This is a genomic window from Afipia sp. GW822-FHT03D08 (genome assembly GCF_058801645.1).
In genome coordinates, this window is the sequence record NZ_JBXANK010000001.1 from 426,504 (window position 1) to 449,337 (window position 22,834).

The 22,834-nt window shown below is 61.1% G+C and carries 18 protein-coding genes; 14 read left to right on the forward strand and 4 right to left on the reverse strand.

All coding sequences use genetic code 11. The annotated features are described in order from the left end of the window. Window positions 1-176 precede the first annotated feature (176 nt). From AC1RM7_RS02055 to AC1RM7_RS02065, 3 genes are all read left to right on the forward strand, one after another. Entirely contained in the window at window positions 177-2,669 is a 2,493-nt protein-coding gene (locus tag AC1RM7_RS02055) for a penicillin-binding protein 1A (protein ID WP_006020396.1), read from the forward strand. An 88-nt stretch (window positions 2,670-2,757) separates the two neighbouring features. Next, a protein-coding gene (gene prfB / locus AC1RM7_RS02060) for a peptide chain release factor 2 (protein ID WP_152544108.1) occupies window positions 2,758-3,889 on the forward strand; the annotation gives its coding sequence in 2 pieces (ribosomal slippage) (window positions 2,758-2,826 and window positions 2,828-3,889; 1,131 coding nt in all). Window positions 3,890-4,015: 126 nt separating this feature from the next. Continuing rightward, the gene (locus tag AC1RM7_RS02065; protein WP_006020398.1) at window positions 4,016-4,957 is read left to right on the forward strand and encodes a DMT family transporter; all 942 of its coding nucleotides are present in this window, start codon (window positions 4,016-4,018) and stop codon (window positions 4,955-4,957) included. On the opposite strand, the gene AC1RM7_RS02070 is transcribed toward AC1RM7_RS02065, so the two are convergent. After that, on the reverse strand, window positions 4,954-6,312 hold the full coding sequence (locus tag AC1RM7_RS02070) for a peptidoglycan DD-metalloendopeptidase family protein (protein WP_492838401.1): 1,359 nt from the start codon (window positions 6,310-6,312) through the stop codon (window positions 4,954-4,956). The two genes, AC1RM7_RS02065 and AC1RM7_RS02070, sit on opposite strands and share 4 nt — an antisense overlap. A gap of 97 nt (window positions 6,313-6,409) precedes the next feature. Then, the gene (locus AC1RM7_RS02075) at window positions 6,410-7,147 is read right to left on the reverse strand and encodes a peroxiredoxin (RefSeq protein WP_024919153.1); all 738 of its coding nucleotides are present in this window, start codon (window positions 7,145-7,147) and stop codon (window positions 6,410-6,412) included. A 287-nt stretch (window positions 7,148-7,434) separates the two neighbouring features. Between AC1RM7_RS02075 and AC1RM7_RS02080 the strand changes: the two genes are divergently transcribed. Together AC1RM7_RS02080 and AC1RM7_RS02085 are read left to right on the forward strand one after the other, a co-directional pair. After that, entirely contained in the window at window positions 7,435-11,061 is a 3,627-nt protein-coding gene (locus AC1RM7_RS02080) for a YhdP family protein (RefSeq protein WP_024919154.1), read from the forward strand. Beyond that, window positions 11,058-11,501 (forward strand): PaaI family thioesterase, encoded by a 444-nt coding sequence (locus AC1RM7_RS02085; protein ID WP_024919155.1) that lies wholly within the window; start codon window positions 11,058-11,060, stop codon window positions 11,499-11,501. Before AC1RM7_RS02080 ends, AC1RM7_RS02085 begins: the two co-directional genes overlap by 4 nt. A 14-nt stretch (window positions 11,502-11,515) precedes the next feature. Here AC1RM7_RS02085 and tyrS read toward each other — a convergent pair whose 3' ends face one another. After that, window positions 11,516-12,769, reverse strand: coding sequence for a tyrosine--tRNA ligase (gene tyrS, locus AC1RM7_RS02090; protein ID WP_024919156.1), 1,254 nt, complete (start codon window positions 12,767-12,769; stop codon window positions 11,516-11,518). Window positions 12,770-12,905: 136 nt separating this feature from the next. On the opposite strand from tyrS, the gene AC1RM7_RS02095 reads away from it, so the two are divergent. Both AC1RM7_RS02095 and AC1RM7_RS02100 read left to right on the forward strand, forming a co-directional pair. Beyond that, on the forward strand, window positions 12,906-14,003 hold the full coding sequence (locus AC1RM7_RS02095; RefSeq protein ID WP_024919157.1) for an anhydro-N-acetylmuramic acid kinase: 1,098 nt from the start codon (window positions 12,906-12,908) through the stop codon (window positions 14,001-14,003). A gap of 209 nt (window positions 14,004-14,212) precedes the next feature. After that, the gene (locus tag AC1RM7_RS02100) at window positions 14,213-14,887 is read left to right on the forward strand and encodes a glutathione S-transferase family protein (protein WP_024919158.1); all 675 of its coding nucleotides are present in this window, start codon (window positions 14,213-14,215) and stop codon (window positions 14,885-14,887) included. Between the two features lie 78 nt (window positions 14,888-14,965). Here the strand turns inward: AC1RM7_RS02100 and AC1RM7_RS02105 are convergent, their stop codons facing one another. Beyond that, the gene (locus tag AC1RM7_RS02105) at window positions 14,966-15,613 is read right to left on the reverse strand and encodes an alpha/beta hydrolase (RefSeq protein WP_006020406.1); all 648 of its coding nucleotides are present in this window, start codon (window positions 15,611-15,613) and stop codon (window positions 14,966-14,968) included. Between the two features lie 242 nt (window positions 15,614-15,855). Between AC1RM7_RS02105 and AC1RM7_RS02110 the strand changes: the two genes are divergently transcribed. The 7 genes from AC1RM7_RS02110 to AC1RM7_RS02140 all read left to right on the forward strand — a co-directional run bounded on the left by AC1RM7_RS02110 (window position 15,856) and on the right by AC1RM7_RS02140 (window position 22,774). Further along, complete coding sequence (locus tag AC1RM7_RS02110; protein WP_024919159.1) at window positions 15,856-17,019, forward strand: cysteine desulfurase family protein; 1,164 nt, start codon at window positions 15,856-15,858, stop codon at window positions 17,017-17,019. 82 nt (window positions 17,020-17,101) lie between these two features. Then, window positions 17,102-18,580: a Fe-S cluster assembly protein SufB gene (gene sufB, locus AC1RM7_RS02115; RefSeq protein ID WP_006020408.1), complete on the forward strand. Its 1,479-nt coding sequence runs from the start codon at window positions 17,102-17,104 to the stop codon at window positions 18,578-18,580. Then, window positions 18,577-19,335: a Fe-S cluster assembly ATPase SufC gene (sufC, locus tag AC1RM7_RS02120; RefSeq protein ID WP_006020409.1), complete on the forward strand. Its 759-nt coding sequence runs from the start codon at window positions 18,577-18,579 to the stop codon at window positions 19,333-19,335. Before sufB ends, sufC begins: the two co-directional genes overlap by 4 nt. Before the next feature lie 12 nt (window positions 19,336-19,347). Beyond that, window positions 19,348-20,673 (forward strand): Fe-S cluster assembly protein SufD, encoded by a 1,326-nt coding sequence (gene sufD, locus AC1RM7_RS02125; RefSeq protein ID WP_024919160.1) that lies wholly within the window; start codon window positions 19,348-19,350, stop codon window positions 20,671-20,673. A 2-nt stretch (window positions 20,674-20,675) separates the two neighbouring features. Beyond that, window positions 20,676-21,917 carry a cysteine desulfurase gene (locus tag AC1RM7_RS02130; RefSeq protein WP_024919161.1) on the forward strand — a complete coding sequence of 414 codons (1,242 nt, stop codon included), beginning with the start codon at window positions 20,676-20,678 and terminating at the stop codon, window positions 21,915-21,917. Continuing rightward, window positions 21,914-22,294, forward strand: coding sequence for an SUF system Fe-S cluster assembly protein (locus AC1RM7_RS02135; protein WP_006020412.1), 381 nt, complete (start codon window positions 21,914-21,916; stop codon window positions 22,292-22,294). The genes AC1RM7_RS02130 and AC1RM7_RS02135 overlap by 4 nt, the downstream gene beginning before the upstream one ends. A gap of 75 nt (window positions 22,295-22,369) precedes the next feature. Then, complete coding sequence (locus AC1RM7_RS02140) at window positions 22,370-22,774, forward strand: HesB/IscA family protein (protein ID WP_006020413.1); 405 nt, start codon at window positions 22,370-22,372, stop codon at window positions 22,772-22,774. The last annotated feature ends 60 nt before the right edge of the window (window positions 22,775-22,834 follow it).

Consider the following 22,834-nt stretch of genomic DNA (forward strand, 5'->3'; position numbering starts at 1 on the left):
TTTGCAGGGCAATTGGTCGCCGAGGCCCTAGTTTGGCCACAGCAGCGGCTCTATAGAAATTTGGGCCGGGAAGAGACCAGAATCGATCCACGCGCGGATAGCGAATGGTATAGTTCGGTTCGGAATCCCTGAAGTGCGCCGTGATCGCGCCCAGACGCTAAGGACGGATACTGACGATGCGCTTGCTGTTGCGGTTCATGGGCTTCCTGTTCGCGGCCGGAACGATCGTGTTCCTTGTCGGCGTCGCCGCGGTTGCCGGAGCGATCTGGCACTTCTCGAAGGATTTGCCGGACTATTCCCAGTTACAGGATTACGAGCCGGCGGTGATGACTCGCGTTCACGCCGCAGACGGTTCGCTGCTCGGCGAGTATTCCAAGGAGCGCCGGCTTTATCTGCCGATCCAGGCGATTCCGAAACCCGTGATCAATGCGTTCCTCGCGGCAGAGGACAAGAATTTCTATGAGCACGGCGGCATCGACTTCACCGGCATGGCGCGCGCGGCGGTTCTCTACGCACAGAATTACGGTTCCAACCGCCGCCCGCAGGGCGCGTCCACCATCACACAGCAGGTCGCGAAGAACTTCCTTCTGACCAACGAAGTCTCGTTCAACCGCAAGATCAAGGAAGCCTTGCTGGCGATGCGCATCGAGCGCACCTACACCAAGGACAAAATCCTCGAGTTGTATCTGAACGAAATCTATCTCGGCCTCAGCGCCTACGGCATTGCTGCTGCATCGCTTGTCTATTTCGACAAGTCGGTCAACGAACTCACCATTGCGGAAGCCGCCTATCTGGCAGCGTTGCCGAAGGCGCCCTCGAGCCTGCATCCTGTACGTAACCGCGATCGCGCCATCGAGCGCCGCAATTACGTGATCGACCGGTTGGCCGAAAACGGCTGGATCAAGCAGGCCGATGCTGTTGCAGCTCGCAAGGAACCCCTTGTGGTGACGTCGCGCTCCAATGCGGCGCATATTTTCGCGGGTGAATACTTCGCCGAAGAAGTCCGCCGCGACATCTTCGAGCGTTACGGCGAGAAGAAGCTTTATGAAGGCGGCCTTTCGGTGCGCACCTCGCTCGATCCCAAGCTTCAGATGATGGCGCGCAAGGCGATGGTGGCCGGGCTGGTCAAGTTTGACGAAGCCCAGGGCTGGCGCGGCGCGCCGCACAAGATCGATCTTGGCGGCGACTGGGGCGTGAAGCTCGCAGAGGTCAAATCGCTCTCCGACATTTCGCCTTGGCGGATGGCCGTGGTGCTTGAGACCAGCGACCAGTCGGCGCGGATCGGCTTTCAGCCCGGCCGCGAGCTTGGCGGCGCGATCTCCAAGACTCGCGAAACAGGACTGATCTCGCTGGAAGGTGTGAGGTGGGCGAAGGCGGCCGCCGGTCCGACGCGTTTCAAAACGCCGACCGCGGTGACACAGGTGCTTGCACCGGGCGACGCGGTCTATGTCGATCCGCTGCTGGACAAGGATGGCAACAAGGTCGAGGGACAGTACCGGCTGCGTCAGATCCCGGAAGTTTCCGGGGCGATGGTTGCTATGGATCCGTGGACCGGGCGCGTCGTGGCCATGGTCGGCGGCTTCTCGTTTGACCAGAGCCAGTTCAATCGCGCAACGCAGGCCTATCGTCAGCCGGGTTCGTCCTTCAAGCCGATCGTCTATTCGACTGCGATGGATAATGGCTACACGCCGTCGACGGTTGTGGTGGACGCACCGATTGAAATCGATCAGGGGCAGGGCGCAGGCGTGTGGCGTCCGGAAAACTATTCGACCGGAAAGTATTACGGACCGACCACGCTGCGGAACGCGCTCATCAGGTCGCTGAACACGGTGACGGTGCGCCTCGCGCAGGACGTCGGTATGCCGTTGATCGGCGAGTACGCCAAGCGCTTCGGTATCTACGACGAGTTGCCGAACTATCTTTCCTACGCGCTCGGCGCGGGTGAGACGACCGTGATGCGCATGGTGACCGCCTATTCGATGTTCGCCAATGGCGGCAAGCGGGTGAAGCCGACGCTGATCGATCGTATTCAGGACCGCTATGGTCACACCATCTTCAAGCACGATCAGCGCGAATGCCGCGGCTGCGATGCCGGCGATGTCTGGAAGAACCAGCCAGAACCTTCGCTGGTTGACCGCCGCGAACAGGTGCTGGATTCCATGACCGCCTACCAGATCACGTCGATGATGGAAGGTGTCGTGCAGAGCGGCACCGCGACCGTCTTGCGTGAAGTTGGCAAACCGATCGCCGGCAAGACCGGCACGACCAACGACGAGAAGGACGCCTGGTTCATCGGCTTCTCGCCCGATCTCGTGGTCGGGGTCTACATCGGCTACGACAAGCCGCGAAATCTCGGCCGAGGCGGCACCGGCGGCCACCTCGCTGCGCCGGTGGTGAAGGACTTCATGAAGCTCGCGCTGGCTGACAAGCCTGCGGTGCCCTTCAAGGTTCCTGCCGGCATCAAGCTGATCCGTGTCGATGCCAAGAGCGGCATGCGGGCAGGGCCGGGTGACAGCGGCCGGACAATCCTCGAAGCCTTCAAGCCCGGAACTGCACCACCCGACAACTACTCGGTTATCGGCGTGGCTGACGCTGACGGGCGCTCACCCGGCGTTTCGCCGGATGCGGACCGCGCCATTTTCCGGCCGGGTACCGGCGGCCTGTACTAGCGCAACGCGCGACGTTGCGCTGACAGCCGTCAGCCGCTACATCCCTCACGTCATTTGAATCGCAGCGTTGCTGCAAGCCGGAATTGTCATGCGCCCCGAAATCGAACGCCTTGTTGAAGAGATCAAGCAGTCAGTCGGGCTGCTGAGGAGGCATCTTTGACGTCGATGCTGCCACGGCACGCCTCGCCGAACTGAACGCTCTCGCCGAAGATCCCAATCTCTGGAACGACCCGCAGAAAGCCCAGAAGCTGATGCAGGAGCGGACTTCGCTCGAGAATCAGCTTACCGGCATCGGCAAGATCGAGCGCGAGCTTGAGGACCAGACTGGAATGATCGAGCTTGGCGAGTCCGAGAAGGACGAGAGCGTCGTTCTTGAAGCTGAGAGCGCGCTCAAAGCTCTGAAAAAAGACGTCGCGAAGCAGGAGCTGGAAGCTCTGTTGTCGGGTGAGGCCGACAGATTCAATACATACCTCGAAGTCCACGCCGGTGCCGGCGGCACCGAGAGCCAGGACTGGGCCTCGATGCTGCTGCGTATGTACACGCGCTGGGCTGAGAAGCATGGGTTCAAGGTCGAATACCTCGAAGAGACCGAAGGCGAAGAAGCCGGTATCAAATCCGCGACAATCCAGATCAGTGGTCACAATGCCTATGGCTGGTTAAAGACCGAGGCGGGCGTGCACCGGCTTGTGCGGATATCGCCGTTCGATTCCAACGCCCGGCGGCATACGTCATTCTCGAGTGTTGCGATTTTCCCGGTGGTCGATGACAGCATCAAGATCGACATCAAGGAATCCGATGTGCGCACCGATACGATGCGTTCAGGCGGTGCAGGCGGCCAGCATGTCAACAAGACGGAATCGGCTGTGCGTCTGACACATATTCCGACCGGCGTTGCGGTTGTCTGTCAGGCCGGCCGTTCACAGCACAAGAACAGGGCGCAGGCCTGGGACATGCTGCGCGCGCGGCTTTACGAAATCGAACTGAAGAAGCGCGAGGAAAAAGCCGCCGCCGATCAGGCCGCCAAGACCGATATCGGCTGGGGTCATCAGATCCGGTCATACGTGTTGCAGCCGTATCAGATGGTGAAGGACCTGCGCACCGGGGTGCAGACCTCCGACACGTCCGGCGTGCTCGATGGCGATCTCGATGAATTCATGGCAGCGACGCTGGCACAGAAGGCGTTCGGCACCACGCCCGGCGCCATTGAGGACGTGGATTAGAGTCTTGCTATCGCGTTTTCTTAACGCGAACCGGCGCCCACTTCGCTTGAAAACGCGCCAGACGCAGAACCGGGTTGTCGGGAAGCGGGTGGTTCTGTGCAGTGCCACCGCGTATCCCTCTGGGCCATGGCTGTCGTCCAAGAGAGACTTCCCGAAACTGAACTGCGTATGGATGAGCGCGACTGGTCGCGGCTGGTCTTCCTGTCGGTTCTCTGGGGCGGCACGTTCTTCTTCACCGGTGTGGCGCTGAAAGAATTGCCGCCGCTGACGCTGGTCTTCCTGCGTCTGTCGATTGCGGCGCTGATCCTGCTGCCGATGCTCTGGATCAACCGCATCCCGTTTCCGGTCGGTATCGCGGGATGGCGCCCTTACGCCATCATGGCGCTGATCAACAATGTGATGCCCTTTTCGCTCATCGTGATGGGGCAAACCTACATCCCGGGCGGGACGGCCTCCGTCGTGAATGCCACGACGCCGGTTTTTACCGTTCTGGTGGCGGCGGCTTTCGGAGAAGAGAAACTTATTCTGCGGCGTGTTGCCGGAGTGCTGCTGGGTCTGTGCGGCGTCGTCATCCTGAAGGGTTATGATTTTGATCTCGGCTCGCGGCAAAGCATTGGTATCGCGCTCTGCCTCGGCGCAACGATCTGCTTCGGATTTTCCGCTCTATGGGCGACACGCAAGCTGGCCGGCTCGCCGCCGATTGGGACCGCAGCGTTTCAGTTGATCTCGGCGAGCGTGATGATGCTCGTTCTGGCCGCGGTCTTCGATCGTCCCTGGCAACTGCAAGTGCCGGGACACGTGACGTGGCTGGCGGTTCTCGGCCTCGCGTCGCTCTCGACCGCGCTGGCCTTCATCATTTTCTTCCAGATCGTCATTCGATCCGGTGCAAGCAACGTGATGTTGGTGACGCTGCTCGTTCCGGTCAGCGCGATCCTGCTCGGATACTTCATACTGGACGAGAGGATCGAAGGCCGCGAGATCATCGGCGCGCTCGTCATTGGAAGCGCGCTGCTGGTCATGGACGGAAGGGTGTTTCGGCTGTTCAGTCGCTCAGGAGTTGGAACTTAACCCTGGCTGAGGCGAACGCCGGCGCGGAGGAACTTCTGCGGGTCCACGGCATCGCCATCGATCCGCGTTTCATAGTGCAGGTGAGGGCCGGTCGAGCGGCCTGTCGAGCCGACTTCGCCAATCACCTGACCGATGGTGACTTGCTGGCCAATCTTGACGTTGATGGCCGACAGATGCCCGTAGCGCGTCGACAGGCCGTTGCCGTGATCGATCTCCACCAAGCGGCCATAGCCGCCGCTCCATCCGGCATTGATGACCTTGCCGTGGGCAGTTGCGCGAACCGGATCGCCGGTAGAGGCGCGAAAATCCAGCCCACTGTGCATCGCGGGGCGGCCAAGGAAGGGATCGCTGCGCACGCCGAAACCGGAGGAGAATTCGACATTGCCGACGACCGGCTTGCGGTACGGCACAAGCGACAGGGTGCGTGTGAGTTTGTCGACCTGTGCACGGCTTAGATTGATCCGGTACAACTGGCGGTCGAACGTGCTGGCATCGGACGATGGCCTGGTGACCGGTATGAACGGCCCGCCCACGCCGCCCTTGGGCGTCGCGGCTTCGAGCTGCGCCATATCAAGACCGAGGTCCGTAATCACACTGCGCATCCTGCGCATCCGCGACTCATAACTCTCTTCGACCGAATTGAGTGCGGCGGTCTGGCGGCCTTCGACCTTGTCGAGCGCGCTTTGCAGGTTGGTCAGGACGGTGTCGACACCACTGGCCTTTGCGAATTCCGTGCGCGGGCGAGCGGCCGGAGGCGTGCGGGATTCAAGCCGCGCTTCGCGGTCGGGCGGTGTCACGAAGATCACGGTGTCGTTGATCGGTGATGGTTTCGGCACGCCTGTAGCCGCGCCGGCGTCGGTCGACTGCGGTCCGCGTGCCGTCGGCTTGATCGAGCCGGTAGGGGCGGTATCCGGCATGGCATTGAGGGCAGCCGCACGTGATTCGAGCAGCGCCTGCCGCCGCATGATCTGGTTGAGCTTCTGGTCGTACTGCTCCTGATCCAGCAATTGACGGCTGGTGGTGCGATCGACACGCGCGCGCAGCTCGGCGATGCGGTCCTCGTAGGCGTACTGCATCTCCGCCTGACGCGCGATGAGACGGGTCAGCACGTCGTCTCGGAAGGCAAAATAGGTGGCCGTCGCCGCCGACCACGCGCCCATGATGACGATAGATCCCGCCACGATCCAGAACACCACCGGTCCGAACCGTACCGCCTTGCCGTGATGGACAATGGTGTAGCCATTGCGGTCGGGACGATGATGACCATGCGGAGGGCGCCGCTGGGGCGCTCTCGCATGGTCATGCGCGTGGTGATGTTGCGGATGTTCGGGGTAGTGGGCGGAACGGTTTGGCATCGGTACTCCCGCACCGCCCGAAAGCGCCCGGACGGCTCAATTACAGGCGCCGATTTGAACCTTTCATGGTTAATTTTCGGAAAACGGAATGGAATTCTCAGGTACTTCGGGCCGCGGCGAGCACCTCGTCGGCATGTCCATCGACCTTCACGTTGCGCCAGATTCTGACGATCTTGCCTTCGGGGTCGATCAAAACCGTTGTCCGAGAGATTCCCATGAAGGTCTTGCCATACATCGATTTTTCGCCCCAGACGCCATAGGCCGTCAACATTCCAAGCTCTTCATCGGAAACAAGCGGAACCGTCAGCCCGTGCTTGTCGCGAAACTTCTCCTGGGCAGCGATCGGGTCAGCCGAAACGCCGAGAACGGCAGTCCGTGCTTCCGCAAAGGCGTCAGCGAGCCGGCTGAAGGCGACGGCCTCAAGGGTGCATCCCGGCGTGTCGGCGCGTGGATAGAAGAAGATCACCAGATTACGGCCGGCGTAATCCGCAAGCGAGACCGACTGTCCGCCATCACGCGGTAGCGCAAATGCCGGTGCGGATTGCCCTTCGGTAAGGGGTTCGGCCTTGCGAACTGGGGTAAGTGCTGCGGGTTTCCTGGCAGGTACAGCCTTCGTACCGGAGCGCCTTGAGGTGGTTGCGGCGCTCTTCTTCTTTGTCGCGTTTTTTGTCGCGGTGCTTTTCGTGGCCCCGGTTTTAGCTTTGGCTTTCTTCGCAACTTTACGGGTAACGGTACCGCTCGGCTTTTTAGCGGCGGCCCGCTTGGCGGGCTTGGCTTTTGCGCCCTTGGCCTTTGATGTCGATTTGGTCGATTTCTTACGCGTTTTCTTGGACATACGCCTTCCTTTCGTCGCTTTCAGCGGGGTATTTTGGGATTCGAAAGACTCGCAACCGGACCATTAAAGCTGCCTTCTTCGGCTGGGCAAATCTGACGTCCCCGAGGTATGGTGAATAGCCAACAGACTGAATTTACGACTTTCCCACGCGGACGGTCGAATAACGGGCGATACAGAAAACTAAGACCGGGCTTTTAGTCTGGCGACACTCCGACGGAGCGAGTCTCCAAATTTGACGCTTTGACGCCCGGCGGCTCGACCAGGCTGACGATCAATACCGAGAGGCAATGCCGAGATCAGAGCCCCAGAAAGCCTTCGCGAAGGCTGCAGACGAGCACCGGCATTGGGATGATTCCGGCTGGAATCACCATGACGATGCGGCGTGTGACCGGGCGATCAAGCTGCTCAATCGGCCAAGCATCGGAATTCATCGGGTCACGGACTGGTTTCGCGGGCGCCGCCGCCGAATCGCCGGCAGTCCATGGATCGGGCGGACCGTCATCGTCCTGATGTCGCTCGGCATAATCTTCGCCGGATGTTTTGGCGCGTTGTGGCTCCGGCTTGGCGCGGGACCGGTCAATCTCGATGTCGTGACGCCGTGGCTGGCCTCGGCGATCGAGGAGAACCTCGGGCACGATCACACCGTTCAAGTCGGTGGCACGCAGATCGAGCGCGCCGGCCGGATCAGGATTGCGGTCCGGTTGCGTGACATCGTTGTGCGGGACAAGGCGAGCAACATTGTCGCAAGCGCGCCGAAGGCGGAAGTAAGACTATCAGGCACGGCGCTGATCATGGGGCGTCTGCGTGCCGAGACGCTTCGGCTTGTCGGCGCCGAACTCGCCGTCCGGATTACGCCCGACGGACGGGTGATTGTTTCGACCGGTCAAAGCAACAGCCCGCTCGCGACCGGCAAGGTTCCCGTCAAGCCGGAGCCACAGACTGTTTCAGGCCCTCCGCCGCTGCCGTTTCAGGCATCGCCGACGCCGCCAGTTCCGGCCACGTCGGCCGCAGCTTCGAACGGAACGAGCGGACTGCTCGCCGCACTGGAATGGCTCGATGGTCTCAGCGCCAAAGGGCTCGACGGTCAGAGCCTCAATGAAATTGGATTGCGCAACGGCGTGCTGACGGTTGAGGACCAGCGCAATGGCGGTGTCATCAACTTCAACAACATCAGCCTCAGCCTGCGGCGTCCGCTGGGTGGCGGCGCCGCTTTTAGCGTCGGCGAGGAAGGCAAGAACGGCTGGGAACTGAAAGTGGCCGTGGGTGCGCCGTCGAATGGCGTGCGCTCGATCGATATCAGCGCGTACAAGGTCCCGACCAACAACCTGCTGCTCGCAGCGCGTTTGAAGGATTTTACCTACGCTGCGGACATGCCGCTCAGCGGCGAGTTCAAGGGCGAGATCGGCCGCGACGGTCTTCCAACCTATTTCCGGGGAGAGATCGTCGCCGGCAAAGGCACAATCGTCGACCTCAATGTGCCGGACTATCCGATGGTGATCGACCACGCCGATGCGCGTGTCGAATGGGATGCCGGACGCCGGGTCATGGTGGCGCCGTTTCATGTTAACGCAGGCGCCAATCGCATCACTTTGCTGGCGCATCTCGAACCGCCTAATGACAGCATACCGAACTGGCAGCTCGGTTTGAGCGGCGGAACCATTCTGCTTGCCGGCAATGACGGAGAGGCGCCCTCGATCTTCAACCGCATCGCGGTCCGTGTGCGGTTTGATACGGAAAACCGGCGCGTGCTTTTGACCCAATGCGATATCAGCAACGGCGAGATCGGTATCGCGGGTTCGGGAAGCATCGATTATTCAGGCGAGGCACGTTTGCGGCTTGGAATGGCCGCGACGCCGATGCCGATCGCCGTGTTAAAGCGCATCTGGCCTGTGCTGATCGTGCCTGAAGTGCGCGAATGGATCACGGAGCGGGTGGATCGCGGCACGGTCCAGCGGCTCGACATTGCCGTCAATGCGCCGGTTCACACGCTTGTGCGCGGCGGCCCGCCGATTCCAGACGATGGCTTGTCTGTGAATTTTCTGGCGAATGGCCTGACCGTGCGGCCCGTCGATGACATGCCTCTGGTTCGTGATGCCGACATGAAGGGGCGTGTGAGCGGACGGACCGTCAACATCAACGTGGGGCAGGGAGCGGTCGATACCCCGGCCGGCCGACGACTTGGCATCTCCGATCTGACCTTTGAAGTGCCCGATCTCGCACCGAAGCCCGCGCCCACCAAAGTGCGCTTCCGGATCGATGGCCCGGTTCCTGCGGCCGCCGAAGTCCTGCAATCGGAACGGCTGCGCGAAGCCGGCGATACGGTGATCGATCCCAATTCGAGCAAGGGCACGGTGTCCGCGATCGTCACGCTTGCGATGCCTTTGAAGAATGCGCTGACGAAAGCCGACACCACCTATTCGATCAGTCTCGACCTTGGCGCGCTGGCCGTCGACAAGCTCGCGATGAATCAGAAACTCGAAGCGAATTCGCTCAAGGTGGTCGCGGACAATCAGGGTTATCGGGTCAGGGGCGACGTCAAGATTGGCGGACAGCCCGCGGCCCTTGACTACCGCAAGACGAGCGATGGCGACGCCGACGTGCGCGTGTCGGCGACCCTCGACGATGCGGCCCGGGCGCGCCTTGGTGTGGATCTTGGACAAAGCCTGAGCGGCGCCATTCCCATCAAACTGACCGGCAAGATTGCCGGCGGCGAAGGCGACAATCGTGACAATCGCTTCGGCGTCGAAGCCGATCTGACCGCGGCGCGTATCGATAACCTGTTGCCGGGCTGGACCAAGGTCGCGGGCAAAGCGACCAAGATGACGTTTAACGTCATTCAAAAGCCTCAAGGCACACGCTTCGAGGATATCGTCATCGACGGCAACGGCACGTCCATCAAGGGCTCGCTGGAAATCGACGACAAGAATGATCTCGTCAATGCATCGTTTCCGACGTTTGCGCCATCTGAAGGCGACAAGGCCAACCTGAAGGCCGAGCGGCAGCCGGACGGAATGCTCAAGGTCACGATGCGGGGTGAGGTGTTCGACGGCCGCGGCTTCATCAAGAGCGCGATGTCGGGCAGGGATCCGAATACCAAGGAAAAATCCAAGAATTTCGACATCGATATCGACGCCAAGCTCGGCGCGCTTGCCGGCTTTTATGGCGAGGCGGTTCGCAGCATAGACCTGAAACTCACGCGCCGTGCCGGAGCGATCCGATCGTTCTCGCTCAGTGGCAAGCTGGGACGCGATACGCCGGTGATCGGCGATCTGCGCGGGCGAGGCCAGGGACAAGGCCAGGGGCGTGACGTGATGTATCTCGAGACGGGCGACGCAGGTGCGTTTTTCCGTTTCACCGATACCTACGCGAAAATGAACGGCGGCAAGATGTGGATCGCGGTCGATCCGCCGACGTCCGACACGTCGCCGCAGGAAGGACTGTTGAACGTCCGCGACTTCACGATCAAAGGCGAAGCCGCGCTTGACCGCGCGGTGGCGAACGCACCGGGAGCGAATTCACAGGGCGTCGGGTTCTCCGGCATGCGCGCGGAATTCACCCGCCAGAGCGGTCAGTTGCGGGTCAAGGACGGGGTTCTTCGCGGCCCGACGATAGGCGCGACCATCGAAGGGGTGATCGATTATCCCGTCAATCAGGTGAAGATGAGCGGCACTTTCGTTCCGCTCTATGGTCTGAACAATATGTTCGGGCAAATTCCAATTGTCGGACTGTTCCTGGGCGGTGGCAGCAACGAAGGCTTGATCGGCATCACCTACGAAGTCGTCGGAACCCCCGGTGCGCCGGTTCTCAGGGTCAATCCGATTTCGGCGATGGCGCCCGGCGTGTTCCGCAAGATCTTCGACTTCAACACCGGCCGGCAAAGCGTCCCCACCGACTTCCCCACGCCCCAGCAGTGACAGCATTTCAGGTTCAGGATCCGGATTTCGAGGCGCGCGTCCGAAAGACATTCGCCGGCCAACCGGCATTGGGTACGCTTGGAATAACGCTGGCGCAGGTCGGGCCGGGAACGCTTGAGCTGCGGATGCCGTATGATGCGAAGTTCTCGCAGCAGAACGGTTTCCTGCACGGCGGCGTGGTGTCGGCCGGGCTCGATACTGCGTGCGGGCTGGCGTCTTACACGCTGATGCCGGCAACGGCGGACATTCTTACCGTCGAGTTCAAGATCAATTTATTGGCGCCGGCCAAGGGGCAGACGTTCCGTTTCGTCGGCAGAGTCGTGAAGCCGGGCCGTAGGCTTGTCGTCTCGGAAGGCCATGCCTATGCCAGCGAGGACGGCCGTGAGAAACTGATCGCTACCATGTCGGCGACCATGATGACGATGCTGCGCCAGAGCTAGCCTGCCGCCGTATTTTATACCGGCTTGAGCAGGACGTGCTTCTTGCGGCCCATCGACAGCTTGATGACGCCTTCCGGCGTCAGGTCTTTTGGTGTCAGGACCATCTTCTCATCGGCAATCGCAACGTCATTGACGCGCAGGCCGCCGCCTTTGATCTGACGCCGCGCTTCGCCATTGGAGGCCACAAGACCTGACTTGACGAACAACCCGAGCACGGGCGCGCTGGCGTCCAGTTCGGAGCGGGAAATCTCGAGTGTCGGCAGATCGCTGGCAATGGCGCCTTCCTCGAACGTCTTGCGCGCGGTCTCCGAGGCCGCATCCGCTGCTTCGCGGCCGCGGATAAGCGCCGTCGCTTCGGTCGCGAGCACTTTCTTCGCCTCGTTGATCTCCTGGCCCTTCAGCGCGGCGAGCTTTGCAATTTCGTCCATCGGCAGGAGAGTGAACAGCTTCAGGAAGCGCTCGACGTCGCCGTCCTCGGTGTTACGCCAGAACTGCCAGTAGTCGTAGTCGCTGAGCAGATCGCCATTGAGCCACACGGCACCAGCGGCGGTCTTGCCCATCTTGGCGCCAGAGGATGTCGTCAGCAGCGGACAGGTCAGCGCGTAGAGCTGGTGCGTGCCCATGCGGCGGCCGAGGTCGATGCCGTTGACGATGTTGCCCCACTGGTCGGAGCCGCCCATCTGCAGGTTGCAGCCGTAGCGCCGCGACAGTTCGACGAAATCGTAGGATTGCAGGATCATGTAGTTGAATTCGATAAACGACAGCTCCTGCTCGCGCTCGAGCCGCATCTTGACCGAGTCCATGGTCAGCATGCGATTGATCGAGAAGTGCCGACCAACGTCACGAAGCATCTCGATGTAGTTGAGCGCCGTCAGCCACTCTGCGTTGTCGGCCATCGCGGCATCGGTTTTGCCCGCGCCGAACTTGATCAGCTTGGTGAAGGTTCCCTTGATGCTCTCCTTGTTGGCATCGATCTGCTCGTAGGTCAGAAGCTTGCGCGTCTCGTCGCGGCCGGAGGGATCGCCCACGCGGGTGGTGCCACCGCCCATCAGGACGATGGGCTTGTTGCCGGTTTGCTGAAGCCAATGCAGCATCATGATCGAAAGCAGGTGCCCGACGTGCAGGGACGATGCCGTGCAGTCGTATCCGATGTAGGCCGTCACATCGCCCTTGGCTGCAAGTGCATCGAGCCCGGCCGCATCCGAGATCTGATGGATGAAGCCCCGGCTCTGAAGGACGTTGAGGAAATCGGACTTGTAGGCGCTCATGGCGGCACTCTTTAACGATTCAGATATTTAGCGTTTATTTGGGCCTGTGGTGTATCAGGTCCGGCGTCGGATTCAACCAAGCGGTTGGGATCGGAATGCGCGCAAATGAGGGCATTTCTGCCCGAGGGAGATGCCCTTGCTGAAGGCGATCGGGCTGATGAGCGGGACGTCCCTTGACGGGGTCGATGTTGCGCTGATTGAAACGGACGGTGAGCATATCGGTGCATTCGGCCCGACGGGTTATCGCGCCTACGCCGACAATGAACGGGAACTCCTGAGGCGGGCGCTTGCCGATGCGGCATCCGTTACCCAGCGCGACGCGCGGCCGGGCATATTGGCAGACGCCGAGAGATTGGTGACGCGTGCGCACGCCGATGCCGTCGAGAAATTTTTCCAGACGAACAACTTGTCTCGCGACGCAGTCGATGTCGTCGGCTTTCATGGACAGACGGTCCTGCATCGCCCGGAGCAAAAGCTGACGATGCAGATCGGTGACGGTCGTGCGCTGGCCGCGTCACTCGGCGTGCCGGTGGTGTTCGATCTTCGCGCTGCTGACGTTGCCGCAGGCGGACAGGGGGCGCCATTGGTGCCCGTGTATCACAGCGCGCTGGTGCGAATGCTGGCTCGTTCAGGACCGACAGCGGTCGTGAACATCGGCGGCGTTGCCAACATCACCTATATCGACGGTGAGACACTGATTGCCTGCGACACGGGTCCCGGCAATGCGCTGCTTGATGACTTCATGCTGCGCAGAACCGGTAAGGCGGTGGATCGCGACGGGCAAGCAGCGGCGAAGGGCCGCGCTGATGGTGAGTGGATCGCGAAGGCGTTGCGCCGTCCATTCTTCACCGCGCCGCCACCGAAGTCGCTTGACCGAAACGACTTTGCCAAGTTGACCGTGGACAGCATGAGCACGGAGGACGGCGCCGCGACGCTGACGGCTTTCACAGCCGCCTCGATCGCGATGATCGCGCCGAGGCTCCCTCAGATTCCCGAAAACTGGATCGTTGTGGGCGGCGGTGCCAGCAATCCGACCCTGATGCGGATTCTGGGCGAGCGCCTGGCGCCTGCCACCGTGACGCGTGGAAGCGACCTCGGATGGTCCGGGGACGCCATCGAAGCGCAGGCCTTCGCATACATGGCCGTTCGCAGTCTCAAAGGGTTGCCGCTGACATTTCCGGGAACGACCGGAGTGGCCGCGCCCCACACGGGTGGTGTTCTCGCGAAACCGTGATTTAATGCACTTGCATGGATCTTGACAATTTCATGCGCCTGCATCTAATTTGATGCATGTGCATGGAAGGGAATCGCGATGCTGGTCGCCGAGCTCATTTTAGCAGTTCAAATCATTCGTGATGGCGTTTGGCGCTACATGCGTCAGACCACATCGAATGTTGAAAGTGACAGACCGCCACCATGCTCGCATGAGTGGAGGAAAATGACATGACCGAGAAACTCAAGCTCATCAGCCACAAGCTCTGCCCCTATGTTCAGCGCGCGGTGATTTCTCTGACCGAAAAAGGCGTGCCGTTCGAGCGGATCGATATCGATCTCGACAACAAGCCCGAGTGGTTTCTGAAGATTTCGCCGCTTGGTAAGGTGCCGGTGCTTCAGGTCGGCGACAAGGTTGTCTTCGAATCCGCAGTCATTCTCGAATATCTCGAGGAAACCCAGCCCAAGCCGCTGCATCCTCAGGATCCGCTGACCCGCGCCGAACATCGCGCGTGGATGGAGTTCGGCTCGGCGGTGCTGGGCGACATCTGGGGGCTGGAAACGGTCACCGATGAAGTTGCCTTCAACGTCAAGGTGAAGCAGGCGACCGAAAAGTTCGCTCGCCTTGAGGCAAGGCTTGTCGCAGCTCCGTGGTTTGACGGCGAATCCTTCTCGCTGGTCGATGCGGTGTTTGCGCCGGTGTTCCGCTACTTCGATACGATCGATGAGATCGGTGACTTTGGCATACTCGCCGACAAGCCGAAGATCGCGCGCTGGCGCAGGAGCCTGCGTGAGCGGCCATCAGTGCGCGATGCCGTGAGCCCGGACTACTCCGCGTTGCTGCGTGCCTTCATGAAGAAGCACAAGTCGTATCTTTCCCAACTGGACCAGCGTGCTGCTGCCTAAAGGCGCAGGTCCAGTCACAAGAATGGCGCGGAATGATCCCTCATCCGCGCCATTTCTGTTTTTGGAAAGTGGTTGTTGTCAGCGGACGTTGGCGAGCCGCATGTCGAGATAGGACGTTACCGACTCCATCAGCGGCTCCATCTTGTCGACGAAGAAGTGGTTGGCGCCGGGAATGACCTGCTGATCGATCACGATTCCCTTTTGCGTCTTCAGCTTCTCGACCAGTGTCGTGACGTCCTTCGCAGGCGCTACGATGTCCTTGTCGCCATGAACGATCAGGCCGGACGAGGGGCAGGGCGCGAGGAACGAGAAGTCGTAACGGTTGGGCTCCGGCGCGATCGAGATGAAGCCTTCCACTTCAGGACGGCGCATCAGAAGCTGCATGCCGATCCATGCGCCGAACGAGAATCCGGCAACCCAGCAGGCGCGCGCTTCGGGATTAATGGTCTGCGCCCAGTCGAGGGCGGATGCCGCGTCCGACAGCTCGCCGGTTCCGTGATCGAATTGGCCCTGGCTGCGGCCGACGCCGCGGAAGTTGAAACGCAGCACCGAAAAGCCGCGCGCCACGAACGCGTAATAAACCTGATACACGATCGGGTGGTTCATGTTGCCCTGGAACTGCGGATGCGGATGCAGCACCATCGCAATCGGCGCGTTTTTCTGCTTCGCCGGGTGGTAGCGGCCTTCAAGACGGCCGGCAGGGCCGGTGAAAATGACCTCAGGCATCAAAGTTCCTTTGAAGCGTCGTTGTGCAGGCCGGCTGGCCTTAAGCAAACGATATGTCTCTCGAATGTTGTCACGGCGCGCGGTACGCGCGATGAACGGCTGCCGCGTTCTAGCATGGGGCAAGGGGCAAAAAGCAAGCATATTGAGCCTGCAGGAACTATCTAGGAGGTCCGGATTGCTGATTATTTTCATGCGATTGTACGGTAAAGCGCCCTTCGGACCGGACTGGATCGTCAGACGTTATGCGTGATCGCGTCTATCTCGACTGGAATGCAACGACGCCGCTGCGGCCGGAAGCCCGTGCGGCGATGGCGGCTGCGTTCGACGTCAGCGGCAATCCGTCGTCGGTGCACAGCGAGGGCCGTGCGGCCCGGAAGCTTATCGAGGACGCGCGTGGAACTGTCGCTGTCGCCGTCGGCGCGGATCCGCGGAGTGTCGTCTTTACATCCGGCGGTACGGAGGCAAACGCGCTGGCGCTAACGCCTGGACTGCGCCGAGGCGGCCGAGGGCCGGCGCAGCGGCTGATTGTCTCGGCCATCGAGCATCCGTCGGTGCTCGCGGGGGGACGATTCGCCCAGGACGCCATCGAGATTGCGCCGGTGTTGCCTTCGGGCGTGATCGATTTGGAGAGGCTCGCGGCGGCGCTGGCGAGTGGTCCTCCCGCTCTGGTTTCGGTCATGCTGGCGAACAACGAGACCGGGGCGATCCAGCCGGTTCCCGAGGTGGCTGCGCTGGTTCATGAAGCCGGGGGCATCCTGCATGTCGATGCGGTCCAGGCATTCCTGAAAATACCAATCAATATCAATGCCCTCGGCGCGGATGTTCTCACGGTTTCTGCGCACAAGATCGGCGGTCCCAAGGGCGTCGGGGCGGCTGTCGCGGCGGATGGGCTGGAGGGGCTGCACGCGCAGGTGCGCGGCGGGGGACAGGAGCAGGGCCGCCGGGCCGGAACCGAGAATGTCGCCGGAATAGCCGGCTTTGGAGCCGCCGTCAGAGCCGCCGCCGGTTCCATGGACGTTGACGCCGCGCGCATGAAAGCCCTTCAGGCGCGCCTTGAAAGCGGCCTCAGGGACCATCGGGACACAGTGATCTTTTCAGATACCGCGCCACGGCTTCCCAACACCACGCTGGTCTCGGCCCTCGGGCTGAAGGCTGAAACAGCAGTGATCGGATTCGATCTGGAGGGCATCGCGGTGTCATCGGGGTCGGCCTGTTCCTCCGGCAAGGTTCAGCCATCCCATGTCCTTCAGGCGATGAAGGCTGATCCGGCGCTTCTGCTGGGAGCCATTCGTCTCAGTCTGGGGTGGGACAGCACGGAAGCGGACATAGATCGCTGTCTGGAGGCTTGGAGAAAGCTCTCAGGTGTATTAGGTAAGGCTCATGCAATCGGGCTTGAACGGTTCTAACGTTCGCGCAATGCGTGTACTCAAGCCCTCTACAACTTAAACGGTCCACCGCGGTCCTTGAAACCGCGAGCGGAGGATTGAAATGCCGGCCGTACAAGAGACGGTCGATCGGGTTCGCCAGATCGACGTCGATCAATATCGTTATGGATTCGAGACCATCATTGAATCCGAGAAGGCTCCAAAAGGGCTTTCCGAAGACACCGTCAGATTCATCTCCGCCAAGAAGAACGAACCTGAGTGGATGCTTGAGTGGCGTCTGGAGGCGTTCCGACGCTGGCTGACGATGGAAGAACCGACCTGGGCGCGCGTCGATTATCCAAAGATCGACTACCAGGATCTCTATTACTATTCCGCGCCGAAGAAGAAGGCGCTGGCCTCGCTCGACGAGGTCGATCCGGAAATTCTGAAGACCTACGAAAAGCTCGGTATTCCGCTGCGCGAGCAGGAGATGCTGGCCGGCGTTGTGCGCCCTGAAGGCGAGCGCCGTGTGGCGGTCGATGCCGTGTTCGACTCGGTCTCTGTTGCGACGACCTTCCAGGCCGAGCTGAAGGCCGCCGGCGTGATCTTCATGCCGATCTCGGAAGCGATCCGCGAGCATCCCGATCTGGTGAAGAAATATCTCGGCACTGTGGTGCCGACCTCAGATAACTATTTCGCGACGCTGAATTCGGCGGTGTTCTCCGACGGCTCGTTCGTTTACGTGCCGCCGGGCGTTAAATGCCCGATGGAGCTGTCGACCTACTTCCGCATCAACGAGCGCAACACCGGCCAGTTCGAGCGCACGCTGATCATCGCCGACAAGGGCGCTTACGTTTCCTATCTCGAAGGCTGCACCGCGCCACAGCGCGACGAGAACCAGTTGCACGCCGCCGTGGTCGAACTCGTCACCCATGACGACGCCGAGATCAAGTACTCGACGGTGCAGAACTGGTATCCGGGCAACTCGGAAGGCAAGGGCGGCATCTACAACTTCGTCACCAAGCGTGGCGATTGCCGCGGCAAGAACTCCAAGATTTCGTGGACGCAGGTCGAAACCGGCTCCGCGATCACCTGGAAGTATCCGAGTTGCATCCTGCGCGGCGACAACTCGCGCGGCGAGTTCTATTCGATCGCGATTTCGAACGGCTACCAGCAGGTCGATTCCGGCACCAAGATGATCCATCTGGGCAAGAACACGACCAGCCGCATCATCTCGAAGGGCATCGCCGCCGGCGTGTCGCAGAACACCTATCGCGGCCTCGTCACCGCACATCGCAAGGCGACGGGCGCGCGCAACTTCACCGCGTGCGATTCGCTGCTGATCGGCGACAAGTGCGGCGCGCACACCGTGCCGTATATCGAAGCGAAGAACTCGTCGGCGCTGTTCGAGCACGAGGCGACGACGTCGAAGATTTCCGAAGACATGCTGTTCTATTGCGTGCAGCGCGGACTGAGCCAGGAAGAAGCGGTGGCGCTGGTCGTCAACGGCTTCGTCAAGGACGTGTTGCAGCAATTGCCGATGGAATTTGCGGTCGAGGCGCAGAAGCTGATCTCGATCTCGCTGGAAGGAAGTGTTGGATGACCGCGTTACTCGAAGTCAAAGGCCTCAAGGTTCAGGTGGAAGATAACGAGATCCTTCATGGTCTCGACCTCACCGTGAATGCAGGCGAAGTTCACGCCATCATGGGGCCGAACGGCTCCGGCAAGTCGACGCTCAGCCATGTCATCGCCGGCAAGCCGGGCTATGACGTGACCGCTGGCGAAATCCTGTTCAAGGGCGAAGACCTGCTTGAGATGGATCCCGACGAGCGCGCCGCCAAGGGCGTGTTCCTCGCGTTCCAGTATCCGGTGGAAATTCCCGGCGTCACCACAATGAATTTCCTGCATACGGCGCTCAATGCGCAGCGCAAGGCGCGCGGCGAGACCGAGCTGATGGCGCCTGAATTTCTCAAAAAGGTTCGCGAGATCGCCAAGTCGCTCAACATTCCGATCGATATGCTCAAGCGCGGCGTCAACGTCGGCTTCTCCGGCGGTGAGAAGAAGCGCAACGAGGTGCTTCAGATGGCGCTCTTCCAGCCGAGCCTGTGCATCCTCGACGAGATGGATTCGGGTCTCGATATCGACGCACTGCGTGTCGCCGCTGACGGCGTCAACGCGCTGCGCTCAAAGGACCGCGCGATGGTCGTCATCACCCACTATCAGCGTCTGCTGAACTACATCGTGCCGGATTTCGTCCACGTCATGTCGAAGGGCCGCGTGGTCAAGAGTGGCGGCAAGGAACTGGCGCTGGAACTGGAGAAGTCCGGTTACGCCCAGTTCGAAGACAAGGCAGCGTAAGCGGGTCCAATCATGAACGTTGCATTGGTTAAGCCCACGACGGACCATGCGCTCGGCGAGCTGTTCGCCGCGGCGCGGGGCCGGTTGCCCGGATCGGGGCCGGTTGCCGAGGTTCGGCAAAACGCCTTCGACGACTTTGCGCGTCTCGGCCTGCCGCACCGGCGCATCGAGGAATGGAAGTACACCGATCTGCGCGCACTGCTGCGCGAGATCGCGCCGCTGGCACCGGCGCCGGATCAGGCTGATCTCGCGCGTGCGGCCAAGGCGGTGAAGTCGCTCGGCATCGACAGCACCCAGAAGCTTGTGCTGGTGGATGGCGTGTTCGCGCCGCAGTTGTCGGACGTGACGGCGCTGGAAGCGGGTGTCCACCTGCGGACACTGCGTGAAGTTCTGGAAGACGGCAGCAACAAGGTCCGTGCCGATCTGCTGCAAACCAGCGTGGCGTCGGATGCGATGATTTCGCTGAATGCTGCGCTCGCGACGGATGGTGTCCTGATCGATGTCGCCGAGGGCGCTGCGCTCGCAAAACCGATTCATATCGTTCATGTGGCCACCGACTCGGGCACGTCGCTTGTCACGCGCTCGCTTCTCAAGGTCGGGAATGGCGCTCGCGTCACTTTCGTCGAGAGCTTCGTCGCAGCGGAAGGCGCGAAGTCGTATCAGACGCACGATTCCGTCGTGATCTGGATCGGCGATGAGGCTGAACTTCAGCACGTTCGTCTGATGGAGGATGCGCTCGATGCCGCCAACATCTCGACCGGTATTTTCACGATCGGCGCCAAAGCCAAACTCAATACGTTCAACCTGACCAACGGCGGCAATATCAGCCGCTATCAGGGCTTCATCACGTTCGCCGGCGAAGGCAGCGAACTGACCACCAATGGGGTCAATCTGCTCGGCGCGCGCCGGCATGGTGACACCACGCTGGTGGTCGATCACGCGGTGCCGCACTGTTCCGGCCGCGAGGTGTTCCGCTCGGTGCTCGACGATCGCGCCCATTCGGTGTTCCAGGGCCGCATCATCGTGCGTCCCGGTGCGCAGAAGACCGACGGCAAGATGATGACGCGCGCCTTGCTCCTGTCGGATGAGGCCGAAGCGGACAACAAGCCTGAGCTCGAAATCTTCGCGGATGACGTGACCTGCGGTCACGGCGCCACGACCGGTGCACTTGATGAAAGCCTGCTGTTCTATCTCCGCGCGCGCGGCTTGCCCGAGAAGGAAGCGCAGGCGCTTCTGATCGCTGCGTTTGTCGGGGAGGCCATCGAGTCCATTGCCGACGATAACCTTCGCGACTTTGCAGTCGCCGCTGCCGAGCGATGGCTGGCGACTCGAGGCTGATCATGCATCCGGCAGTTGCCAACGGCTCATATGATGTCGAGCGTGTCCGCCAGGATTTCCCGGCGCTTGCGCTGAAGGTTTACGGCAAGCCGCTGGTTTATCTCGACAACGCCGCGTCGGCGCAGAAGCCGACGGCGGTTCTCGATCGCATGACCGAGGCGTACAGGTCCGAGTACGCCAACGTTCATCGCGGTCTGCACTATCTCGCCAACGCCGCGACCGACGCCTATGAGGGCGGCCGCACCAAGGTTGCGCAATTCCTGAACGCAAAGCGCAATGAAGAGATCATCTTCACACGCAATGCCACCGAAGCGATCAATCTCGTGGCGTCGTCCTGGGGCGAGCCGAACATCAAGGCCGGCGACGAAATCGTGCTCTCGATCATGGAGCATCACTCCAACATCGTACCGTGGCATTTCCTGCGCGAGCGGTATGGGGCGGTCATCAAGTGGGCGCCGGTCGATGACGAGGGCAACTTCCTGATCGATGAGTTCGAGAAGCTGCTGACGCCGAAGACCAAGCTGGTCGCGATCACGCAGATGTCGAATGCGCTCGGTACTGTTGTTCCGGTCAAAGACGTCGTGAAGCTCGCGCATGCCCGCGGCATTCCGGTGCTGGTGGACGGCAGTCAGGGCGCGGTTCATCTGAACATCGATGTGCAAGACATCGACTGCGATTTCTACGTCTTCACTGGCCACAAGCTCTACGGTCCGACCGGGATCGGCGTGCTGTACGCGAAATACGATCATCTGATCGCGATGCGCCCCTACAATGGCGGCGGCGAGATGATCCGCGAGGTCGCCAAGGACTGGGTGACCTATGGCGATCCGCCGCACAAGTTCGAGGCGGGCACCCCGGCCATCGTCGAGTCCATCGGGCTGGGCGCGGCCATAGACTACGTGAATTCGATCGGCAAGGACCGTATCGCCAGGCATGAGCATGACTTGCTGGCCTATGCCACCGACCGGCTGCGCGAGATCAATTCGGTGCGTATTATCGGCACGGCAAAGGGGAAGGGACCTGTCATCTCTTTCGAAATGAAGGGCGCGCACCCACATGATGTGGCGACGGTCATAGACCGGGGCGGCATTGCGGTGCGGGCAGGCACCCATTGCGTCATGCCACTTCTGGAGCGATTCAACGTGACGGCGACGTGCCGTGCCTCATTCGGCATGTATAATACGCGGGCTGAAGTCGACCAGCTGGCACAGGCGCTGATCAAGGCGCGGGAGCTATTCGCATGAACGACACCATCCAGGCCGCTGAGCCGGCCAGTTTGAAATTCGATACCCAGTCGGCGCTTCCTGCCGAGGAAACCGAGCGTCTCGGGACGGATATCGTGGCCGCGCTGAAGACGGTTTTCGATCCGGAAATCCCGGCGGACATCTACGAACTCGGCCTGATCTACAAGGTCGACATCAAGGACGACCGCTCCGTCGATGTGCAGATGACGCTGACGACGCCGAACTGTCCCGCCGCCGGCGAACTGCCGACCATGGTTGAGAACGCGGTTGCCAGCGTTGCTGGTGTGGGCCCCGTTAGCGTCAACGTGGTTTGGGAGCCGACCTGGACCCCTGACCGGATGTCCGACGAGGCGCGCCTCGTCCTCAACATGTGGTGAGTTGAGACGACTCAGTTAGCTTCAGTATCTATCTGCATTTCAGGGCGGCCTTGAACCGCCACGAGGAATGAACAAATGACCGGTATGACGCCAAATACTCCCGCGCCCTCCAAGCCCGCTGTGCGCCCCCGTCCGCAGGTGATGCGTCTGACGGAAGCGGCTGCGTCACGCGTCAAGGAACTGTCTGCGCGTGCGGACTCCGAGATCGTCGGCCTTCGTGTCGGCATCAAGAACGGCGGCTGCGCCGGCCAGTCCTACACTGTCGAATATGCCCACGAGGTCCGTCCGACCGACGAGGTCGTGGAAGACAAGGGCGTGAAGGTTCTTGTCGATCCGAAGGCCGTGCTGTTTTTGCTCGGCACGGAGATGGACTACAAGGCCGACAAGATGCAGGCGCAGTTCATCTTCAACAATCCCAATCAGGTCAGCGCCTGCGGCTGCGGCGAGTCGGTCCAGTTGACCCCGGCCAAAGTCGGCTAATTCATTCGGCCCGGCTTTTTAGTTTTCGCGTATTCTGGTCGCAAAACCGATACCACCCTT

Coding starts and splice junctions, on each gene's coding strand:
- AC1RM7_RS02055 (WP_006020396.1), top strand. CDS start 177: ATGCGCTTGCTGTTGCGGTTCATGGGCTTCCTGTTCGCGGCCGGAACG.
- AC1RM7_RS02065 (WP_006020398.1), top strand. CDS start 4,016: ATGGCTGTCGTCCAAGAGAGACTTCCCGAAACTGAACTGCGTATGGAT.
- AC1RM7_RS02070 (WP_492838401.1), bottom strand. CDS start 6,312: ATGCCAAACCGTTCCGCCCACTACCCCGAACATCCGCAACATCACCAC.
- AC1RM7_RS02075 (WP_024919153.1), bottom strand. CDS start 7,147: ATGTCCAAGAAAACGCGTAAGAAATCGACCAAATCGACATCAAAGGCC.
- AC1RM7_RS02080 (WP_024919154.1), top strand. CDS start 7,435: ATGCCGAGATCAGAGCCCCAGAAAGCCTTCGCGAAGGCTGCAGACGAG.
- tyrS (WP_024919156.1), bottom strand. CDS start 12,769: ATGAGCGCCTACAAGTCCGATTTCCTCAACGTCCTTCAGAGCCGGGGC.
- AC1RM7_RS02100 (WP_024919158.1), top strand. CDS start 14,213: ATGACCGAGAAACTCAAGCTCATCAGCCACAAGCTCTGCCCCTATGTT.
- AC1RM7_RS02105 (WP_006020406.1), bottom strand. CDS start 15,613: ATGCCTGAGGTCATTTTCACCGGCCCTGCCGGCCGTCTTGAAGGCCGC.
- AC1RM7_RS02110 (WP_024919159.1), top strand. CDS start 15,856: ATGCGTGATCGCGTCTATCTCGACTGGAATGCAACGACGCCGCTGCGG.
- sufB (WP_006020408.1), top strand. CDS start 17,102: ATGCCGGCCGTACAAGAGACGGTCGATCGGGTTCGCCAGATCGACGTC.
- sufC (WP_006020409.1), top strand. CDS start 18,577: ATGACCGCGTTACTCGAAGTCAAAGGCCTCAAGGTTCAGGTGGAAGAT.
- sufD (WP_024919160.1), top strand. CDS start 19,348: ATGAACGTTGCATTGGTTAAGCCCACGACGGACCATGCGCTCGGCGAG.
- AC1RM7_RS02130 (WP_024919161.1), top strand. CDS start 20,676: ATGCATCCGGCAGTTGCCAACGGCTCATATGATGTCGAGCGTGTCCGC.
- AC1RM7_RS02135 (WP_006020412.1), top strand. CDS start 21,914: ATGAACGACACCATCCAGGCCGCTGAGCCGGCCAGTTTGAAATTCGAT.
- AC1RM7_RS02140 (WP_006020413.1), top strand. CDS start 22,370: ATGACCGGTATGACGCCAAATACTCCCGCGCCCTCCAAGCCCGCTGTG.